The following is a 20,583-nucleotide window of genomic DNA, read 5'->3' as shown; positions in this document are numbered from 1 at the left end:
ACAGCTTTCGAAAGCGGACTACGCATTTTGTTGTCATGCGATTTGTGCCCGATTAGGCAAACTGCGTTCGCTGCAGGTCGATTTCTTCAATTCAAGAAAGACGACGCGCTGCATTTCATTGAAACCAGATGCTTGGTCGACAGCCTGACGTTCCAGCGTCGGTGACGATCTACCTGACCTCGATCGGATGACTCCGCTGAATGCGCCGGACGCTCCTCGGTGGATCGATTCTGACTTTGATATCGCTCGCCATCGAATATGCAATCGGGCGCTTACCGACAGTTTCTTGCGCGATCGGATTACCCCGAGCCCGCAGAAGCGGGGCATCAGTCCTCGCGTTGTTTGGCTCATCGCAAGATCACAGCGAGTTCATCTTGATGAATTCGAGGGGTGCTTCTCGTACTCCCGTGTCGCAGTCACGTATCCATATTCTCTGGCCGAGCCAGTATGCGCAACCCTTTCGGGGCATTTCCTGCGCTAGTGCGAGAAGAGACGTGATGTGGGGGGAAGTGCCCCTGCTGACAATCCCTGTTTGTCAGCGGGGGCCCAAATTAATGACGTTAAGCGCAATGCGACATATTTGGCGTTTATGCTATGCCCGTTTTAAATACCAAACCGAGACGTCTATTAGTTTCGGAGACTGAACAAAAAAACGGGGATAGCAAAATGTTGGTTTCGGGGCTAAAACTGCCGCCAGTGGTCGTCGTGTCGCTGATCGACAGCCATGATCGTCGTGCCCATATCACTGGGCAACTACAGAAGGCCGGCATTCCATTTCGGTTCTTCGATGCGGAGCGCATGTCGGAATATCCTGCGACATACGATGTGACGGCTCGCCTGAGGACGTATGCCAGCCACCTGACGCTCGGAGAGGTCGGTTGTTATGACAGCCACTACCGCATCTGGGAAGAACTTGCGCGCTCGAACGATGACGCCTGGTGCGTACTGGAGGACGACATCGATCTGACGCCAGATTTCGGCAGTCGTCTGGTACTGGCGCTGGACGCTTCCGTGCAATGGGGCATCCTGCGACTGAAGGACGCGGGGTCTGCGGGGCGTTGGAAGGTTGCGCAGCTGCCAGACGGTAGTTTGCTTCACGATCATCGCAAGCAGCCCGGTGGGACGCAGGGCTACCTGATTCGTCGGGAGGCTGCACTGGCGCTCCTGGGGTATGGAAGACGCATGATTCACCCCGTCGACGACATGATCAATCGTAATTGGGAGCATGGGATTCGCATGATCTCGATGTCGCCGGATATCGTGGTGGACCGGGGCGACGACCTTGGTACGACGATCACCGGCCGGCAGAAGGCAAAGCGATCTCTCACTCAGAAACTGCGCCGTGAATTCCATATGGGGCGGGATAGTCTCAACCGCCATCTCGACGTATGGCGCCGGCGCCTGTTTACCGGCGTTTGACGACGCAAACGAGTACCTTCCCACCTTGCCGATATCCAGAAAAATCAACAACTTGCCGCACGCTTCGAAATTTTGGTGAGCCGCAGGCACAAAAACTGCATATTTAATGCGTGGAAGGTGTTGACAAGGCGGGGGGACATCTCCATAATTGCAAATTCTCTGCGGAGGGGTGCCCGAGTGGCTAAAGGGGGCAGACTGTAAATCTGTTGGCTTACGCCTACGTTGGTTCGAATCCAACCTCCTCCACCAGAATGCGGAAGTAATGAGCGCCGGAAACAAGAGTTCCCGGCGCTTGTTACCAAGTGGCGAGAGTCGGAATCCAAGCGGGTGTAGCTCAATGGTAGAGCAGAAGCCTTCCAAGCTTATGACGAGGGTTCGATTCCCTTCACCCGCTCCAGGTGACGCGCAGACGAAGTAGCAGTACAGGATTCGCCCATGTGGCTCAGTGGTAGAGCACTCCCTTGGTAAGGGAGAGGTCGGCAGTTCGATCCTGCCCATGGGCACCAAAAGATAGTGAAAGCGCGGCAATCAACATGCCGAGCAACTCGGCAATAGATAACCCGTTAGGAGTCTGAAATGGCAAAGGAAAAATTCGAGCGGACTAAGCCGCACGTGAACGTCGGCACCATCGGTCACGTTGACCATGGCAAGACCACCCTGACGGCTGCTATCGCTACGGTTCTGTCGTCGAAGTTCGGCGGTCAGGCCAAGAAGTACGACGAAATCGACGCTGCACCGGAAGAAAAGGCACGCGGTATTACGATTAACACCGCGCACATCGAGTACGAAACGGCTAACCGCCACTACGCACACGTTGACTGCCCGGGCCACGCCGACTACGTCAAGAACATGATTACCGGTGCTGCCCAGATGGACGGCGCTATCCTGGTTTGCTCGGCCGCTGACGGCCCGATGCCGCAAACGCGTGAGCACATCCTGTTGGCCCGCCAGGTTGGCGTGCCGTACATCATCGTGTTCCTGAACAAGTGCGACATGGTCGACGACGCCGAGCTGCTCGAGCTGGTCGAAATGGAAGTGCGTGAACTTCTGACCAAGTACGAGTTCCCGGGCGACGATCTGCCGATCATCAAGGGTTCGGCCAAGCTGGCGCTGGAAGGCGACAAGGGCGAACTGGGCGAAGTGGCCATCATGGCCCTGGCCGATGCACTGGATTCGTACATTCCGACGCCGGAACGTGCAATCGACAAGACGTTCCTGATGCCGGTGGAAGACGTGTTCTCGATCTCGGGTCGCGGCACGGTGGTGACGGGTCGCGTGGAATCGGGCGTGATCAAGGTCGGCGAAGAAATCGAAATCGTCGGTATCGTTCCGACGGTCAAGACGATTTGCACGGGCGTTGAAATGTTCCGCAAGCTGCTCGACCAAGGTCAGGCTGGCGACAACGTCGGTATTCTGCTGCGCGGTACGAAGCGTGAAGAAGTTCAGCGTGGTCAGGTTCTGGCTAAGCCGGGCTCGATCAAGCCGCACACGGACTTCACGGGCGAGGTGTACATTCTGTCGAAGGATGAAGGTGGTCGTCACACCCCGTTCTTCAACAACTATCGTCCGCAGTTCTACTTCCGTACGACGGACGTGACGGGTTCGATCAGCCTGCCGGAAGGCAAGGAAATGGTCATGCCTGGCGATAACGTTTCGATCACGGTCAAGCTGATCGCTCCGATCGCCATGACCGAAGGTCTGCGTTTCGCAATCCGCGAAGGTGGCCGCACCGTCGGCGCCGGCGTGGTTGCAACGATCGTAGCTTAAGCCGGAACCTTAACGGTCCGCGCTTACGGGGTCAGCTTTTGGCGGCTGGCCCCTCTGCTGTTTTAGGGGTATAGCTCAACTGGCAGAGCGTCGGTCTCCAAAACCGAAGGTTGGGGGTTCGATTCCCTCTGCCCCTGCCAAACAACTGTCTGCAAGCTGGAAATGGCGAATTCTCCCGTAGAAACTGTACGTACGACTGGCGACAAGCTGCTGCTGGCTCTGGCCGGGCTGCTGGTGATTGCTGGCGTCGTGGCGTTCTACGCCCTGGAGCAACAGGCACTTTATGTGCGTGTCGCTGCCATCGTCGTCGTTCTGGCAATCGCAGCTTTTGTGGCATTGATGTCGCAAACGGGCAAAGGCTTCATGGCCTTCGCTAAGGATGCGTATCGGGAAGTGGGTAAGGTCGTTTGGCCAACCCGTAAAGAGGCCGCCCAAACGACCGCGATTGTTTTCGTGTTCGTCATCGTGATGGCGCTGTATCTGTGGATCAGCGACAAAACGATTGAATGGGCCGTGTTCTCTTTGATTCTTGGCTGGAAGTGATATGTCTGATACCGGAGCTGCACCGAGCAAAAAGCGCTGGTACGTCATTCATGCCTACTCCGGCATGGAAAAAAGCGTAGCCAAGCAACTGCAAGAGCGCATTACGCGTGAGGGCATGCAAGACTACTTCGGCCAGATTCTTGTGCCGACTGAAGAAGTTGTTGAAACCACGGCTGGCCATAAGAAGGTCACCGAGCGTCGTTTCTTCCCCGGCTACGTGCTGTGCGAGATGGAAATGACGGACGAATCGTGGCACTTGGTGAAGAATACCCCCAAGGTCACCGGTTTTATCGGTGGTACGGGTAACCGCCCGATGCCGATTCGTCAGGCAGAAGTCGACAAGATCATGTCGCAAATCAAGGATGGGGTTGAAAAGCCGCGTCCCAAGACGTTGTTCGAAGTGGGCGAGCTGGTTCGAGTCAAGGACGGTCCTTTCACGGACTTCAATGGCTCGGTGGAAGAAGTGAACTACGAAAAATCCCGCCTCCGTGTTTCCGTCACCATCTTCGGACGGGCAACTCCAGTAGAGCTGGAGTTCGGACAAGTCGAAAAGATCTAAGAATAAAATGCGCCGGCGCGACGTCCGGCGCGTTTTTGCGTTGGTGACACCCGTCGCCGAGGAGCGTCAGTAGCCAGTTTGCCGGCGAAAGCGCGCTATGACTCAACCCCGAATATGCGCCACATATTCGTTACGGAGTAAACCATGGCAAAGAAAATCATCGGCTTTATCAAGCTGCAGATTCCTGCAGGTAAAGCCAACCCGTCGCCCCCCGTGGGCCCGGCCCTGGGTCAGCGTGGCCTGAACATCATGGAGTTCTGCAAGGCGTTCAACGCCCAAACGCAGAGCCTCGAACCGGGTCTGCCGATTCCGGTGGTGATCACCGCTTTCGCAGACAAGAGCTTCACGTTTGTCCTGAAGACTCCGCCGGCAACGGTGCTGATCAAGAAGGCTGCCAACCTGCAAAAGGGTTCGGCCAAGCCGCACACCGACAAGGTGGGCAAGATCACCCGCGCACAAGCGGAAGAAATCGCGAAGACCAAGATGCCTGACCTTACCGCCTCCGATCTGGACGCCGCGGTTCGCACCATCGCTGGCAGCGCACGTTCGATGGGCATCACGGTGGAGGGTCTGTAATGGCTAAGATCTCTAAGCGTCAACAAGCACTGGCCGCCAAGGTCGACCGCAACAAGCTGTACCCGGTCGGCGACGCTCTGGCCCTGGTCAAGGAATGCGCAAGCGCCAAGTTCGACGAGTCGATCGACGTCGCCGTCCAGCTGGGCGTGGACGCGAAGAAGTCGGACCAAGTGGTTCGCGGTTCGGTCGTTCTGCCGGCAGGTACCGGTAAGTCGGTTCGCGTGGCTGTTTTCGCCCAAGGCGAAAAGGCTGAGCAAGCCAAGGCTGCCGGCGCTGAAATCGTCGGTATGGAAGACCTGGCCGAGCAGATCAAGGCCGGCAACATGGACTTCGACATCGTGATCGCTTCGCCGGACACGATGCGTATCGTCGGTACGCTGGGTCAGATCCTCGGCCCGCGCGGCCTGATGCCGAACCCGAAGGTCGGTACGGTGACCCCGGACGTGGCCACGGCAGTGAAGAACGCCAAGGCTGGTCAGGTGCAATTCCGCGTCGACAAGGCCGGTATCATCCACGCCACGATCGGTCGCGCTTCGTTCGAACCGGCAGCACTGCAGCAGAACCTTTCGGCCCTGCTGGAAGCCCTGACGAAGTCGAAGCCGGCTTCGAGCAAGGGTGTCTACCTGCGCAAGATCGCCCTGTCGAGCACGATGGGCGTTGGCGTGCGCGTGGATCAGGCCAGCCTGTCGGCCTAAGCGACATCATCGCAATCGCAGGGTGATGGCGTCCCCTGCGATGGCTGAGATCCTGGAGATCGAAAGCCGGTAGCAAAAGACTTTGGGCGGAAGCGGCTTCTTTGGAAATCGCTTCCGGTTATCAAAGACCGTTGGCGGGAATGGGCATTCACTGACGCTCCCTTAATACGCCAGCCAACGCAGATGGCGAACCCGAACAAGTTATGCAGTCAAGCCGTCGTGCCAGGGAAACCGGGTGCGGGGGTTGAAACTCCAGACATGTCGGTAAGCCGTTAGTGGAACGGCATCACCATGAGGTGATGTCAATTTTGGAGGTTAACCGTGGCACTTAATCTTGATGATAAGAAAGCCGTCGTGGCAGAAGTTTCGGCGCAAGTCGCCGGCGCTTCGACCATCGTTGTGGCTGAATATCGCGGAATCACGGTTGGCGATCTGACGAAGCTTCGCGCCAATGCGCGTCAGCAAGGCGTCTACCTGCGCGTTCTGAAGAACACGCTGGCACGCCGCGCGGTGGAAAACACCCCGTTTGCTGACCTGGCTGAGCAGATGACCGGTCCTCTGATCTACGGTATCTCGACGGATCCCGTAGCCGCTGCGAAAGTCTTGAACGACTTTTCGAAGGGCAACGACAAGTTGATCTTGAAGGCCGGCTCGTACGACGGCAAGGTGATGGACAAGGCAGGCGTGCAAGCGCTGGCCTCGATCCCGAGCCGCGACGAACTGCTCGCGAAGTTGCTGGGTGTCATGCAAGCGCCGGTTTCCGGCTTTGCTCGCGTCCTGGCTGCCGTGGCAGAGAAGAAGCAAGCGGAAGCTGCTTAATTCTCTCTTCGGTTACACGATCGCTGACTTCGGTCCGAACACAATCTAGGAGTTTTACAAATGGCAATCACGAAAGACGAAATCATCGAAGCCGTAGGCGCGATGTCGGTTATGGAACTGAACGACCTGGTCAAGGCGTTCGAAGAGAAGTTCGGCGTGTCGGCTGCTGCCCTGGCAGTTGCTGGCCCGGCTGGTGCTGGCGGCGGTGCTGCTGCTGCTGAAGAGCAAACCGAATTCAACGTCATCCTGGCAGAAGTCGGTGCAAACAAGGTCGGCGTCATTAAGGCCGTCCGCGAAATCACCGGCCTGGGCCTGAAGGAAGCCAAGGATCTGGTTGATGGCGCTCCGAAGGCTGTCAAGGAAGGCGTCGACAAGGCTGCTGCTGACGAAGCCAAGAAGAAGCTGGAAGAAGCCGGCGCCAAGGTCGAAGTTAAGTAATTCGGCTCTGCGCGTAGGGAAGGCTGGCGACGAAATGTCGTCAGCCTTTTTGTGCTTTCAGGAGATGCAAATCCCAAAATCGGGAATCCAAATTCGAAAGCCAGCGTAAAGTTTCGCCAAGTTGTTGAAATAACAGTGGTTTCGCCCCATATCGAATGGTTGGCGATGTTTCAAACGCGTGTTCCGTCACTGGGATGTGCGACAGCGGCAAGTTCGCCGCGGGAAAGTGGCAACCGAGAGGCCAAAGAAAAAATCGCGACGGCAAGCGTGCAAACGCCCGTAACGGTTTTCTCTTTGTCTTCTGAAGCGACTGCAGAAGGCAAGTTTGGTCGGGCGACGGGCAACACAGGCATCCGTCGCCGTCAGCCAGCGGTTGGTAGCGGCCAACCACCAAGCTCGTTGCTCCGCGGCAAGCCCGCCGTGGGGGACGTCTGGTCTCAGTCGATGAACACCCGTTGACGATGCCTGCCGTCGTCGTCAGCGTAGTGATTCGGAGATCGTAATGCACTATTCCTTCACCGAGAAGAAACGCATTCGCAAGAGTTTTGCGAAGCGTCCGACCGTGCACAAGGTGCCGTTTTTGCTGGCCACCCAGCTCGCCTCGTACACATCGTTCTTGCAAGCCGACGCGCTTGCATCGGAGCGGAAGCCGGAGGGTCTGCAAGCAGCCTTCTCCTCCATTTTCCCGATCGTTTCTCACAACGGGTTCGCACGCCTTGAGTTCGTCAGCTATTTGCTGGGCACTCCCGCGTTCGATGTCAAGGAATGTCAACAGCGTGGCCTGACCTTCTGCTCGGCCCTGCGCGCCAAGGTTCGTCTGGTGATTCTCGACAAGGAATCGCCGAACAAGCCGGTAGTCAAGGAAGTGAAGGAACAGGAAGTGTACATGGGCGAAATTCCGCTCATGACCTCGACGGGTTCCTTCGTCATCAATGGCACGGAACGTGTCATCGTCTCGCAGCTGCACCGTTCGCCGGGCGTGTTCTTCGAACACGACAAGGGCAAGACGCACAGCTCGGGCAAGCTGCTGTTCTCCGCGCGTATCATCCCCTACCGCGGCTCGTGGCTCGACTTCGAATTCGATCCGAAGGACATCCTGTACTTCCGCGTTGACCGCCGTCGCAAGATGCCGGTCACGATCCTGCTCAAGGCGATCGGCCTGACGCCGGAACAGATCCTCGCGAACTTCTTCGTGTTCGACAACTTCAAGCTGATGCCGGAAGGCGCGCAGATGGAGTTCGTGCCGGAGCGTCTGCGTGGTGAAGTCGCACGTTTCGACATCACGGATCGCGAAGGCAAGGTCATTGTCCAGAAGGACAAGCGCGTCAACGCCAAGCACATCCGCGACCTGGAGAACGCCAACACCAAGTTCATCTCGGTGCCGGAAGACTATCTCCTCGGCCGTGTGCTCGCGAAGAACGTGATCGATGGCGACACCGGCGAAGTGATCGCCAACGCCAACGACGAAATCACCGAAAGCGTGCTGGTCAAGCTGCGCGAGTCGGGCGTGTCGGATATCCAGACGCTGTACACGAACGATCTGGATCAGGGTTCGTACATCTCGGCCACGCTGCGTATCGACGAAACCGCCGACCAGACGGCCGCGCGTATCGCGATCTATCGCATGATGCGTCCGGGCGAGCCGCCGACCGAAGATGCGGTCGAGGCACTGTTCAACCGTCTGTTCTACAGCGAAGAAGCGTACGACCTGTCGAAGGTGGGTCGTATGAAGTTCAACCGCCGTGTCGGCCGCGACGAAGTGCTCGGACCGATGACGCTGGAAGACGACGACATTCTCGCGACCATCAAGATCCTCGTGGATCTGCGTAACGGCCGCGGCGAAGTCGACGACATCGACCATCTGGGTAACCGTCGTGTGCGTTGCGTCGGCGAACTGGCCGAGAACCAGTTCCGCGCCGGTCTGGTGCGTGTCGAGCGCGCTGTGAAGGAACGTCTGGGTCAGGCCGAGTCGGAAAACCTGATGCCGCACGACCTGATCAACAGCAAGCCGATTTCGTCGGCCATTCGCGAGTTCTTCGGTTCGTCGCAGCTGTCGCAGTTCATGGACCAGACCAACCCGCTGTCGGAAATCACGCACAAGCGTCGTGTTTCCGCACTGGGCCCGGGCGGTCTGACGCGCGAGCGTGCAGGCTTCGAAGTCCGCGACGTGCACCCGACCCACTACGGCCGCGTGTGCCCGATCGAGACGCCGGAAGGTCCGAACATTGGTCTGATCAACTCGCTGGCACTGTACGCCCGCCTGAACGAATACGGCTTCCTCGAGACGCCGTACCGCAAGGTGGTGGACGGCAAGGTCACCGACCAGATCGACTACCTGTCGGCCATTGAAGAAGGTCGTTACGTGATCGCTCAGGCGAACGCGTCGATCGGCGCCAGCGGCGAACTCACCGACGAACTGGTGTCGTCGCGTGAAGCCGGCGAAACGCTGATGGTCACGCCGGACCGCATCCAGTACATGGACGTGGCCCCGTCGCAGATCGTCTCGGTCGCTGCCTCGCTGATTCCGTTCCTCGAGCACGATGACGCGAACCGCGCATTGATGGGTTCGAACATGCAGCGCCAGGCCGTGCCTTGCCTGCGTCCGGAAAAGGCGGTCGTCGGTACGGGTATCGAACGTACGGTGGCTGTCGACTCGGGCACGACCGTGCAGGCGTTCCGTGGCGGTGTGGTCGATTACGTCGACGCAGGCCGTGTGGTGATTCGTGTGAACGACGATGAAGCCGTCGCCGGTGAAGTCGGCGTGGACATCTACAACCTGATCAAGTACACGCGTTCGAACCAGAACACCAACATCAACCAGCGCCCGATCGTGGAAGTGGGCGACAAGGTGGCGCGAGGCGATGTGATCGCCGACGGCGCGTCGACCGACCTGGGTGAATTGGCGCTCGGTCAGAACATGCTGATCGCGTTCATGCCGTGGAACGGCTACAACTTCGAAGACTCGATCCTGATCTCGGAACGTGTCGTTGCGGAAGACCGTTACACGTCGATCCACATCGAAGAACTGAACGTGGTCGCTCGCGACACGAAGCTTGGACCGGAAGAAATCACGCGCGACATCTCGAACCTGGCGGAAGTGCAACTGAGCCGTCTGGACGAGTCGGGCATCGTGTACATCGGTGCGGAAGTCGAAGCTGGCGACGTGCTGGTGGGCAAGGTCACGCCGAAGGGCGAAACCCAGCTCACGCCGGAAGAAAAGCTGCTGCGCGCGATCTTCGGCGAGAAGGCTTCGGACGTGAAGGACACCTCTCTGCGCGTGCCGTCGGGCATGAGCGGTACCGTCATCGACGTGCAGGTGTTCACGCGTGAAGGCATTCAGCGCGACAAGCGTGCTCAGCAGATCATCGACGATGAACTGAAGGGGTATCGCCTGGACCTGAACGACCAGCTGCGTATCGTGGAAGGCGACGCATTCCAGCGTCTGGAGCGTTTCCTGGTGGGCAAGACGGCCAACGGTGGTCCGAAGAAGCTCGCCAAGGGCACCAAGATCACCAAGGAATACCTGGCCGATCTGGATCGCTACCACTGGTTCGACATCCGTCTGGCGGAAGACGAAGGTGCGCAACAGCTCGAGCAGATCAAGGAATCGATCGAGCAGAAGCGTCACTCGTTCGACCTCGCCTTCGAAGAAAAGCGCAAGAAGCTCACGCAAGGCGACGAACTGCCGCCGGGCGTGCTGAAGATGGTCAAGGTGTACCTGGCGGTCAAGCGTCGTCTGCAGCCTGGCGACAAGATGGCCGGCCGTCACGGTAACAAGGGTGTGGTCTCGAAGATCGTGCCGATCGAGGATATGCCGTACATGGCCGATGGCCGTCCGGCAGACATCGTGCTCAACCCGCTCGGCGTGCCGTCGCGGATGAACGTGGGTCAGATTCTCGAATCGCACCTCGGCTGGGCAGCGAAGGGTCTGGGCTGGCGTATCGGCGAAATGCTGCAAGCGCACACCAAGGTCCAGGAAGTTCGCAAGTTCCTGACGAAGATCTACAACGAGAGCGGTCAGCAAGAAGATATCGACAGCCTGTCGGACGACGAAGTCATGTCGCTCGCTCGCAACCTGCAGAACGGTGTCCCGTTCGCGACGCCGGTGTTCGATGGCGCGCATGAAGAGGAAATCCGTCGCATGCTGGATCTGGCGTTCCCGGATCACATCGCGAAGGAACTCGGCATGACCAAGTCGAAGAACCAGGTCACGCTGTTCGACGGTCGCACTGGCGAAGCCTTCGAGCGTACGGTTACCTGCGGCTTCATGCACATGCTCAAGCTGCACCACCTGGTCGACGACAAGATGCACGCACGTTCGACCGGTCCGTACTCGCTGGTGACGCAACAGCCGTTGGGCGGTAAGGCTCAGTTCGGTGGTCAGCGCTTCGGTGAAATGGAAGTGTGGGCACTGGAAGCTTACGGCGCATCGTATGTGCTGCAGGAAATGCTGACGGTGAAGTCGGATGACGTGACGGGCCGTACGAAGGTGTACGAAAACCTCGTCAAGGGCGATCACGTGATCGATGCCGGCATGCCGGAATCGTTCAACGTGCTGGTCAAGGAAATCCGTTCGCTCGGTATCGATATCGACCTGGAGCGCGGTTAATCGCGTTCAGGCAAATAGGAGAAAGCAATGAAAGCTTTGCTCGATCTATTCAAGCAAGTCCAGCAGGACGAACAGTTCGACGCGATCAAGATCGGTCTGGCTTCGCCGGACAAGATCCGTTCGTGGTCGTTCGGTGAAGTGAAGAAGCCGGAGACGATCAACTACCGGACTTTCAAGCCCGAGCGCGACGGTCTGTTCTGCGCAAAGATCTTCGGTCCGATCAAGGATTACGAATGCCTTTGCGGCAAGTACAAGCGTCTGAAGCACCGTGGCGTGATCTGCGAGAAGTGCGGCGTTGAAGTGACGCTGGCCAAGGTGCGTCGTGAGCGCATGGGCCACATCGAACTGGCCTCGCCGGTCGCGCACATCTGGTTCCTGAAGTCGCTCCCGTCGCGTCTGGGCATGGTGCTCGACATGACGCTGCGCGACATCGAACGCGTGCTGTACTTCGAAGCGTATGTGGTCCTCGAACCGGGCATGACGCCGCTCAAGCGTTGCCAGATCATGACCGAGGAGGATTACTACAACAAGGTCGAGGAATACGGCGACGAATTCCGTGCCGAGATGGGCGCGGAAGGCGTGCGCGAGCTGCTGCGCTCGATCGACATCGACCAGCAGGTCGAGCATCTGCGCGCCGAGCTGCAAGCCACGGGCTCGGAAGCCAAGATCAAGAAGTACGCCAAGCGCCTGAAGGTCCTCGAGGCATTCCAGCGCTCGGGCATCAAGCCCGAGTGGATGGTGCTCGAAGTGCTGCCGGTGCTGCCGCCCGAACTGCGCCCGCTGGTGCCGCTCGACGGTGGCCGCTTCGCGACCTCGGACCTGAACGATCTGTATCGCCGCGTCATCAACCGTAACAACCGTCTGAAGCGTCTGCTCGAGCTCAAGGCCCCGGACATCATCGTGCGCAACGAAAAGCGCATGCTGCAAGAGTCCGTGGACTCGCTGCTCGACAACGGCCGTCGCGGTAAGGCGATGACCGGTGCGAACAAGCGCCCGCTCAAGTCGCTGGCCGACATGATCAAGGGTAAGAGCGGTCGTTTCCGTCAGAACCTGCTGGGTAAGCGCGTCGACTACTCGGGCCGTTCGGTGATTACCGTGGGCCCGACGCTCAAGCTGCATCAGTGCGGTCTGCCGAAGCTGATGGCGCTCGAACTCTTCAAGCCGTTCATCTTCCACAAGCTGGAAGTGATGGGCGTGGCCACGACCATCAAGGCCGCGAAGAAGGAAGTCGAGAACCAGACGGCGGTGGTGTGGGACATCCTCGAAGATGTGATCCGCGAACATCCGATCATGCTGAACCGCGCACCGACGCTGCACCGCCTGGGTATTCAGGCGTTTGAGCCGGTGCTGATCGAAGGCAAGGCAATTCAGCTTCACCCGCTGGTTTGCGCGGCGTTCAACGCCGACTTCGACGGTGACCAGATGGCCGTTCACGTGCCGCTGTCGCTCGAAGCGCAGATGGAAGCGCGTACCCTGATGCTGGCCTCGAACAACGTGTTGTTCCCGGCTAACGGCGATCCGTCGATCGTGCCGTCGCAGGATATCGTGCTGGGTCTGTACTACGCGACCCGCGACAAGATCAACGGCCGCGGCGAAGGCCTGTCGTTCATCGACGTCTCGGAAGTGCTGCGTGCATACGACAACAAGGAAGTCGAACTGGCTTCGCGTGTGAACGTGCGTATCACGGAGTACACGGTCGATCCGGAAACGGGCGAGAAGACGCCGAAGATCACGCTGTACCCGACGACCGTCGGCCGCGCGATCCTGTCGGAAATTCTGCCGCCGGGCCTGCCGTTCTCGGTGCTGAACAAGTCGCTCAAGAAGAAGGAAATCTCGAAGCTGATCAACACGGCGTTCCGCCGCTGCGGTCTGCGTGAGACGGTGATCTTCGTCGACAAGCTGATGCAGTCGGGCTTCCGCCTGGCAACGCGCGCCGGTATCTCGATCTGCGTCGACGACATGCTCGTGCCGACGAAGAAGGAAGAGCTGATCGGCGAAGCGTCGAAGAAGGTCAAGGAATACGACCGTCAGTACATGTCGGGTCTGGTCACGGCGCAAGAGCGTTACAACAACGTCGTGGACATTTGGGGTGCTACCGGTGACGCCGTGGGTAAGGCGATGATGGAGCAGCTCTCGAAGGAAAAGACGACCGACCGCGATGGCAACACCGTGGATCAGGAGTCGTTCAACTCGATTTACATGATGGCCGACTCCGGTGCTCGCGGTTCGAGCGCCCAGATTCGCCAACTCGCCGGTATGCGTGGCCTGATGGCCAAGCCGGACGGCTCGATTATCGAGACGCCGATTACCGCGAACTTCCGCGAAGGCCTGAACGTGTTGCAGTACTTCATCTCGACCCACGGTGCACGTAAGGGTCTGGCTGATACGGCACTGAAGACGGCAAACTCGGGTTACCTGACGCGTCGTCTGGTCGACGTGACGCAGGATCTGGTCGTGGTCGAAGACGATTGCGGCACGAGCAACGGCGTGGTGATGAAGGCGCTGGTCGAGGGCGGTGAAGTGGTCGAAGCCCTGCGTGACCGTATCCTGGGTCGCGTGGCGGTGTCCGACGTCGTGAATCCGGAGACGCAGGAAACGGTGTATGAAGCCGGCACGCTGCTGGACGAAGACGTCGTCGAAATGATCGAAACGCTGGGTATCGACGAAGTGCGCGTGCGCACGCCGTTGACCTGCGATACGCGTTTCGGTCTGTGCGCCGCATGCTATGGCCGCGATCTGGGCCGTGGTACGCGTGTGAACGTCGGCGAAGCGGTCGGTGTGATCGCCGCGCAGTCGATCGGCGAACCGGGCACGCAGCTCACGATGCGTACGTTCCACATCGGTGGTGCGGCATCGCGCGCGGCAGTGGCCTCGTCGATCGAAGCCAAGTCGAACGGTACGGTTCGTTTCACGGCGACCATGCGTTACGTGACCAACGGCCGCGGCGAGCAGATCGCGATCTCGCGTTCGGGTGAAATCCTGATCACGGACGATCATGGCCGTGAGCGCGAGCGTCACAAGGTGCCGTACGGTGCCACGCTGCTGCAACTGGATGGTGCGCAGGTCAAGGCCGGCGCCCAACTGGGTACGTGGGATCCGCTGACGCGCCCGATCATTACCGAACACGGCGGCTTCGCCAAGTTCGAGAACGTCGAGGAAGGTGTCACGGTTGCCAAGCAGATCGACGATGTGACGGGTCTGTCCACGCTGGTCGTGATCGATCCGAAGCGTCGTGGTCCGGCGTCGAAGAACGTGCGTCCGCAGGTCAAGCTGCTCGACGAGAATGGTGTGGAAGTGAAGATCCCGGGTACCGATCACGCAGTGACGATCGGCTTCCAGGTGGGCGCACTGATCACCATCAAGGACGGTCAGCACGTGCCGGTGGGCGAAGTGCTCGCACGTATCCCGACCGAAGCGCAGAAGACCCGCGACATTACCGGGGGTCTGCCGCGCGTGGCCGAACTGTTCGAAGCGCGTGCACCGAAGGACGCCGGCATTCTGGCCGAAGTCACGGGTACGACGTCGTTCGGTAAGGACACGAAGGGCAAGCAGCGTCTGGTCATTACCGATCTGGACGGCAACCAGCACGAGTTCCTGATTCCGAAGGAAAAGCAGGTGCTGGTGCACGACGGTCAGGTGGTGAACAAGGGCGAAATGATCGTGGACGGCCCGGCCGACCCGCACGACATCCTGCGCTTGCAGGGTATCGAAGCACTGTCGCGCTACATCGTCGATGAAGTTCAGGACGTGTACCGTTTGCAGGGTGTGAAGATCAACGACAAGCACATCGAGGTGATCGTTCGCCAGATGCTGCGTCGTGTGCAGATCACCGACAACGGCGATACGCGCTTCATCATCGGCGAGCAGGTCGAGCGTTCGGACATGCTCTACGAGAACGACGCCATGAATGCCGCGGACAAGCGTCCGGCGCAGTACGACAACGTGCTGCTGGGTATTACGAAGGCATCGCTGTCGACGGACTCGTTCATCTCGGCCGCATCGTTCCAGGAAACGACGCGCGTGTTGACCGAAGCCGCCATCATGGGCAAGAAGGACGACCTGCGTGGCCTGAAGGAAAACGTCATCGTCGGCCGTCTGATCCCGGCAGGTACGGGTCTGGCGTATCACAAGGCCCGCAAGGCCCGCGAAACGTCGGATCGCGAGCGTCACGACCAGATCGCTCTGGAAGAGGCGTTTGCCCCGATCCCCACTTCGGTGGAAGAGCCGACGGCAGAGTAAGCCAGACGGTAGTCCCAGGCACGGCGGCGCTTGCGAAAGCGGGCACCGCCGGACTGGCGCAAGGCATCAAGAGAACGGCACCCTTTGCGGGGTGCCGTTTTTCTTTTGCGCGACGGTAAAAGTGATCGCGACTGGCATGCGCGCGACATGCGGATGTCGTCGCAATGTTATTTTAAGTACTTGAAGTAACGATATAATTTCCGCTTGCTCAAAGCGATGTGACGTAGTTTTTCAAGACCTTCTACGATCCGGAATATGGCAATCACTCCTGTCATCCTGTGCGGCGGTAGCGGTACCCGCCTGTGGCCCCTGTCGCGCGCCAGCTATCCCAAGCAATACCTCGCACTTGCCGGTTCCGACACATTGCTCCAGCAGACGATCAAACGCATCGGCACGCTGGGCGGCGCTGCCGCACCGCTGGTCATCTCCAACAACGAGCAGCGCTTCCTCGTCGCGGAACAATTGCGCGCCATCGATACGACGCCGGGCGCCATCGTGCTCGAACCCGTCGCGCGCAATACGGCGCCGGCGGTGGCCGCAGCCGCGCTGATCGCGCTGCGCCAGGACGCCGACGCCACGCTGCTCGTGCTGCCCTCCGATCACGCCATCGCGAACACAGCGAAGTTCCACGAGGCCGTGCGTGCTGCGAAGACGCTTGCCGACGATGGCTTCCTCGTGACCTTCGGCATTCCACCGACGTCGCCGCACACCGGTTACGGCTACATCCGACGCGGTGCCGCTACGCAAGCGTGCGCGAGCGGTTACCGGATCGACCAGTTCGTCGAGAAGCCCGACGCTGCCAAGGCGGCCGAGCTGATCGCCGCCGGCAACTGCTACTGGAACAGCGGCATGTTCATGTTCAAGGCGTCGTCCTATCTGGCGGAGCTCGAACGCCTCGCACCGGAAATGCTCAAGCAGGTCACGGCTGCCGTGGACAAGGGCGCGGTCGACATCGACTTCTTCCGTCTGGACAAGGCGAGCCTGGAGGCCTGCCCGTCCGACTCGATCGACTACGCCGTGATGGAGAAAGCCCGTCACGCCGCCGTGGTCGACGCCGAGGGGCTCGGATGGAACGACATTGGTTCGTGGTCGGCGGTCGCAGAGATTGCCGAGCAGGACGAGAACGGCAATAGCCTGATCGGCGACGCCATCGTGCACGGCGTGAAGAACAGCTACGTGCGCAGCGAGAGCCGGATGGTCGCGGCCATCGGCGTGGAGAATCTCGTGATCGTCGAGACGCCGGATGTCGTGATGATCACCTCGAAGGACCACGTGCAGGACGTCAAACGTGTGGTCGAGAAGCTCGTTGCCGACGGTCGCTCGGAGTCGGTCTTCCACCAACGGGTGTTCCGTCCGTGGGGCGACTATGAAGGCATCTGTGTGGGCGATCGCTTTCAGGTGAAGAAGATCGTGGTGAAGCCGGGCGCGTCACTGAGTTTGCAGATGCACTTCCACCGCTCGGAGCACTGGGTGGTCGTGAAAGGCACGGCGCGCGTGGTCAATGGCGAGAACACGATTCTGCTCACCGAGAATCAGTCGACGTACATCCCGGTCGGCACGACGCACCGTCTCGAGAACCCCGGCAAGGTGCCGCTGGAGCTGATCGAAGTGCAGTCGGGGGCATACCTCGGCGAAGACGACATCGTGCGCTTCCAGGATGATTACGGCCGCACGAAGTAAGCACGCGGCAGTTCAGTTCGCCCCGGCGGTGGGGCGAGCCGCATGACAAAGACTTGCGCAGCACAGCAGACGTTGTTCGATAAAAAACACGGATGATGCGGGGCAGCGATGAGCGATGGGGAGAAGGTTCAACGGCCTGCGACGGGCGTGCGCACCGAGGGTGTGCCGGTCGTCGGCGATGCGCTCGCCGGGACTTCCGCGCTCGCCGACAATCGCCCGGCCAGTCGCACCCACGCGCAATTGCGTGCCACCATCGATGCCAGCCCGCGCACGCGTGCGGTGGCACAGCAGCAGGCGCTGGCCGTGCCGTCGGCGTCCGTCCCGCGCCTCTCCTCGCCGTCGCCACTCTCATCCCCCGCTCCCATCCAGCGTGTCGTCGATTTTTCGGCGGACGTCGAACGGCAGTACACGAAAGATGCCTTTCTGACGAAGCTCAAGCACGTCAGCGGACTGACGTTCGACGAGATACGGCGGACGTGGATCGCTGCCGAGACGTCTTCGGAACACATCACGCTGCCGGACAACATCGAACTGGCGTGGGCAATGCTGGCGCCATTCCGGCCAAAACCGTCCCGGACGCCCCCCGGGCGCCGCGGAGCCAAAGCGCCGAAACCTCTGTCCGAATATCCCAAGAACGACGTTAGCCTGCTCGATCAGGCGGCCAGCGCCATTCCGATGACGTCACGCTTCGACGTCAAGAAACATCAGACGGCCATCGCAAGGCATTTTCAGACGATCTTTCCCTATGCAAGAGAGGAGTCGGACGAGGCGCAGCAACCCTGGAACCCCGATGAGCCAGGTGAATTCGAGGAGCACCTGCCAACTGTCGACTTCACGACATGGGACAACCTGACTGTCCAGCAGAAGCGAATGCTGCTGCGAAACAAGGACAAGCCGGCCGTATTGATGCGTGAGCTCAAAGACCTGATCAGCCACACGCCCGATGAGGACAACGACTACCTCGTTGCGCTATACAGCCATCTCGCCGCGTTGCGCGGCGACGCACGCGCCATCGGCACCGAAGCGGGGTTGCCCGACAAAGGCGCATACGTTCAGACGATCGTCGATATCAGGTCGGGCAAAGCGCTCGATACCGACACCTACCGCCCGCCCAAGTACAGTCAGGTTTCGACCATCGACTGGACGAAGCGCAAAGAACTGATCGAGGATCATCCCTTCCTGCGTCAGCGCGACGAGCAGTTGTACAAGCATCTGGACGCGAAGCAGGATAAGAATGCGCTGGACATTCTGACCAAGTGGGCGTCGCCCGCGACGGGTGTGCAGAAAAACAATGTGGGCATGGATGCCGACATCTCGACCAAAAGTGAGAATCCGAAGCACGAAGGCGACGACATCGCGTTGCTGGATTCGACGCTGGCGCGGATTGCACCCATCGAGGGCACCTTGTACGCGGCCTATCCGAGAAACGACTCGCTCCAGCCAGGCAAACTGTTCAGCCAGGGAACGCCGCTGAGCGCCAGTGAATCTGCGGGCGGGACCGTTGCGTTTTCGAAAAGCGGCATGACAAAGAAGGGCGCTCAGATGGATCGCTACCGCATCTACGCCAAAGGGATGAACGGCATTCCGATCAGCCCCGTGGCGCCGGATATCGGGCATGGGCAGCGAGAGGTCGTCTTCCGGGCCAGCGCGACGTTCAAAATCCTGAGCGTGGAAGCCGGCAATTTCGGGGCGGGCGTGACTCGGCTCGTCACTATGGTCGAGCAAGGTCAGTCGACGTCGCAGATCAACGCGGTCAAGCAGAGTCAGGAAGCGCTGCTCAACAGCAACGACCGGTGGCTGACACGATTGGGTGACGTGGACATCGATCAGCGCACGCAATCATGGTTCATCTCCAACAGTACCGGCGGTACCGTGGAGGGGCAGCATGACGCCAGCTTCGCATTCCCTTATGGGAGGAAGACTGCGCAGGCGTGGCACGACGTCATCACCGACAACGGCATCGACATCTGGACGATCGAGGGATTCCGCACGGTGACGGCGCGTTTGTCGGGCGAAACCAGCAGTGGCGTCGAGTTCATTACCGAAGACGAGGAACCGTCTTTCTGGGGGGCTCCGGCGAAGCTTACGTCGCCGGAGCGAAAGACGCTGACCGATCACGGCCTCTCGGTGACTAGCATCAAGGGAAAGGCCAACAAGGGCCTGTTCAATGTGAGTTACCGGCAGGAGGACAAGGCGTCGGCGCTGGGCGAATTACTGGCGCGAAGCAAGCAGGAATTCGACGATATCCTTGCCCCGAAACCCAGGCCGAAGGGGCGCCGCAAAGTCGACCCGGAGCAAGAAAAGGAAGATGGCATTGCCAGATTGGCGGCGCGTGTTCAACAGCAGATCAGCGTGCTGCATCCGTTGCATGACACCAACGGGCGGGTGAGCCGTGCCTATGCCTATCTGATCCTTCGTCGCGCGGGATATGGCGACCAGCCGCTTCGGTTGTTCGATCAGGACAAGGACCAGACGACGTCGACCACGGACTGGGCGGACCAGTTTGCCCGTTATCAGCCGGAGGACGAGGAGGAAGACGACTGGCCACCGAGCACTGGCCCCGTGACGGACATCGGCGGCGCTCGCGACTTCATCGGCACGCTCGCCGGCGGCACCATGCCCAGGCGGCTACTGGACGTCGAGAAAGAGGAAAAGACGCTGAGTGCGCAGACCGAAGTCGATGACGCCGACTTGTGGGTCGAGAAGGAGATGCTGACACTGGCATCGAATCGCCCGTCATGGCTGCCCCGCGATCTGGCGCTTGAGATGGACGCCTTCGTCGAGTCCGACCGCCTGCGCCGCAAAGCCGAGAAGCAGGAGAAGAAGCGCCGGCAGGGCAAACGAAACCCGAAAAAGCGGGCACGTGCCGAGCCATCGAAAAAGCCGCAACGTTATGCCGACGCGGTCGCACTGAAGCACCGTGTGACGATCGCGATATCGAACGAGATCCAGAGCAGTCTCAACCGGAAGCGAAAATTCGACGAAATCGACCCGCAAAGCGCATCGGATGAATCGGCTTCGGACCGGGACGACGAGGTGTCGGATATCGAGGACGATGAAGAGGACATGTTCCCCCGTCGCGCTCGCCGCAATGCTCGCTACCCGTCGCAAGCGTCGGAAGATAACGAGGAGAGTGATGAGAGTGAGGAGGAAGACGACGACTCGAGCGATCTCGACTACGAGCCGAAAAATCCGAAGAGAAGGAAGCTGATCTGACAGGAAACCCCCGCCCTCGGATC

At 59.7% G+C, this 20,583-nt stretch carries 12 protein-coding genes and 4 tRNA genes; all 16 read left to right on the top strand.

Features of this window, described 5'->3' with window-relative positions:
• Positions 1-666: 666 nt before the first annotated feature.
• The 16 genes from PCA20602_RS18870 to PCA20602_RS18795 all read left to right on the top strand — a co-directional run bounded on the left by PCA20602_RS18870 (position 667) and on the right by PCA20602_RS18795 (position 20,560).
• Positions 667-1,419, top strand: a complete 753-nt coding sequence (locus PCA20602_RS18870) for a glycosyltransferase family 25 protein (RefSeq protein ID WP_174981309.1) — start codon at positions 667-669, stop codon at positions 1,417-1,419.
• A 163-nt stretch (positions 1,420-1,582) separates the two neighbouring features.
• Positions 1,583-1,668: transfer RNA gene (locus PCA20602_RS18865), tRNA-Tyr, on the top strand.
• Positions 1,669-1,742: 74 nt separating this feature from the next.
• A tRNA-Gly gene (locus tag PCA20602_RS18860) sits at positions 1,743-1,816 on the top strand.
• Positions 1,817-1,850: 34 nt separating this feature from the next.
• Positions 1,851-1,925, top strand: a tRNA-Thr gene (locus PCA20602_RS18855).
• A 70-nt stretch (positions 1,926-1,995) separates the two neighbouring features.
• Entirely contained in the window at positions 1,996-3,186 is a 1,191-nt protein-coding gene (gene tuf / locus PCA20602_RS18850; RefSeq protein WP_044457352.1) for an elongation factor Tu, read from the top strand.
• Between the two features lie 64 nt (positions 3,187-3,250).
• Positions 3,251-3,326, top strand: a tRNA-Trp gene (locus PCA20602_RS18845).
• A gap of 22 nt (positions 3,327-3,348) precedes the next feature.
• Positions 3,349-3,729, top strand: coding sequence for a preprotein translocase subunit SecE (gene secE / locus PCA20602_RS18840; RefSeq protein WP_069343891.1), 381 nt, complete (start codon positions 3,349-3,351; stop codon positions 3,727-3,729).
• 1 nt (position 3,730) lies between these two features.
• A complete protein-coding gene (gene nusG / locus PCA20602_RS18835) occupies positions 3,731-4,288 on the top strand; it encodes a transcription termination/antitermination protein NusG (RefSeq protein ID WP_069343892.1) in 558 nt (185 codons plus the stop codon).
• A gap of 144 nt (positions 4,289-4,432) precedes the next feature.
• Positions 4,433-4,864: a 50S ribosomal protein L11 gene (rplK, locus tag PCA20602_RS18830; protein WP_039393782.1), complete on the top strand. Its 432-nt coding sequence runs from the start codon at positions 4,433-4,435 to the stop codon at positions 4,862-4,864.
• Positions 4,864-5,559 (top strand): 50S ribosomal protein L1, encoded by a 696-nt coding sequence (gene rplA / locus PCA20602_RS18825; RefSeq protein ID WP_069343893.1) that lies wholly within the window; start codon positions 4,864-4,866, stop codon positions 5,557-5,559. Before rplK ends, rplA begins: the two co-directional genes overlap by 1 nt.
• Before the next feature lie 321 nt (positions 5,560-5,880).
• On the top strand, positions 5,881-6,378 hold the full coding sequence (gene rplJ, locus PCA20602_RS18820) for a 50S ribosomal protein L10 (RefSeq protein WP_010804162.1): 498 nt from the start codon (positions 5,881-5,883) through the stop codon (positions 6,376-6,378).
• Positions 6,379-6,438: 60 nt separating this feature from the next.
• Positions 6,439-6,816 (top strand): 50S ribosomal protein L7/L12, encoded by a 378-nt coding sequence (gene rplL / locus PCA20602_RS18815; protein ID WP_023593799.1) that lies wholly within the window; start codon positions 6,439-6,441, stop codon positions 6,814-6,816.
• A 502-nt stretch (positions 6,817-7,318) separates the two neighbouring features.
• Positions 7,319-11,425 carry a DNA-directed RNA polymerase subunit beta gene (gene rpoB, locus PCA20602_RS18810; protein WP_150722501.1) on the top strand — a complete coding sequence of 1,369 codons (4,107 nt, stop codon included), beginning with the start codon at positions 7,319-7,321 and terminating at the stop codon, positions 11,423-11,425.
• Between the two features lie 27 nt (positions 11,426-11,452).
• The gene (rpoC, locus tag PCA20602_RS18805; protein WP_150722500.1) at positions 11,453-15,664 is read left to right on the top strand and encodes a DNA-directed RNA polymerase subunit beta'; all 4,212 of its coding nucleotides are present in this window, start codon (positions 11,453-11,455) and stop codon (positions 15,662-15,664) included.
• A 255-nt stretch (positions 15,665-15,919) separates the two neighbouring features.
• On the top strand, positions 15,920-17,344 hold the full coding sequence (locus tag PCA20602_RS18800; RefSeq protein ID WP_150722499.1) for a mannose-1-phosphate guanylyltransferase/mannose-6-phosphate isomerase: 1,425 nt from the start codon (positions 15,920-15,922) through the stop codon (positions 17,342-17,344).
• Positions 17,345-17,506: 162 nt separating this feature from the next.
• Positions 17,507-20,560 (top strand): hypothetical protein, encoded by a 3,054-nt coding sequence (locus PCA20602_RS18795; protein WP_150722498.1) that lies wholly within the window; start codon positions 17,507-17,509, stop codon positions 20,558-20,560.
• Positions 20,561-20,583 lie beyond the last annotated feature (23 nt).

The organism is Pandoraea capi (genome assembly GCF_902459735.1).
Taxonomy (GTDB): Bacteria; Pseudomonadota; Gammaproteobacteria; order Burkholderiales; family Burkholderiaceae; genus Pandoraea; species Pandoraea capi.
The sequence above is the reverse complement of the archived record's forward strand: the minus strand, read 5'-3'. Positions and strand labels throughout refer to the sequence as shown.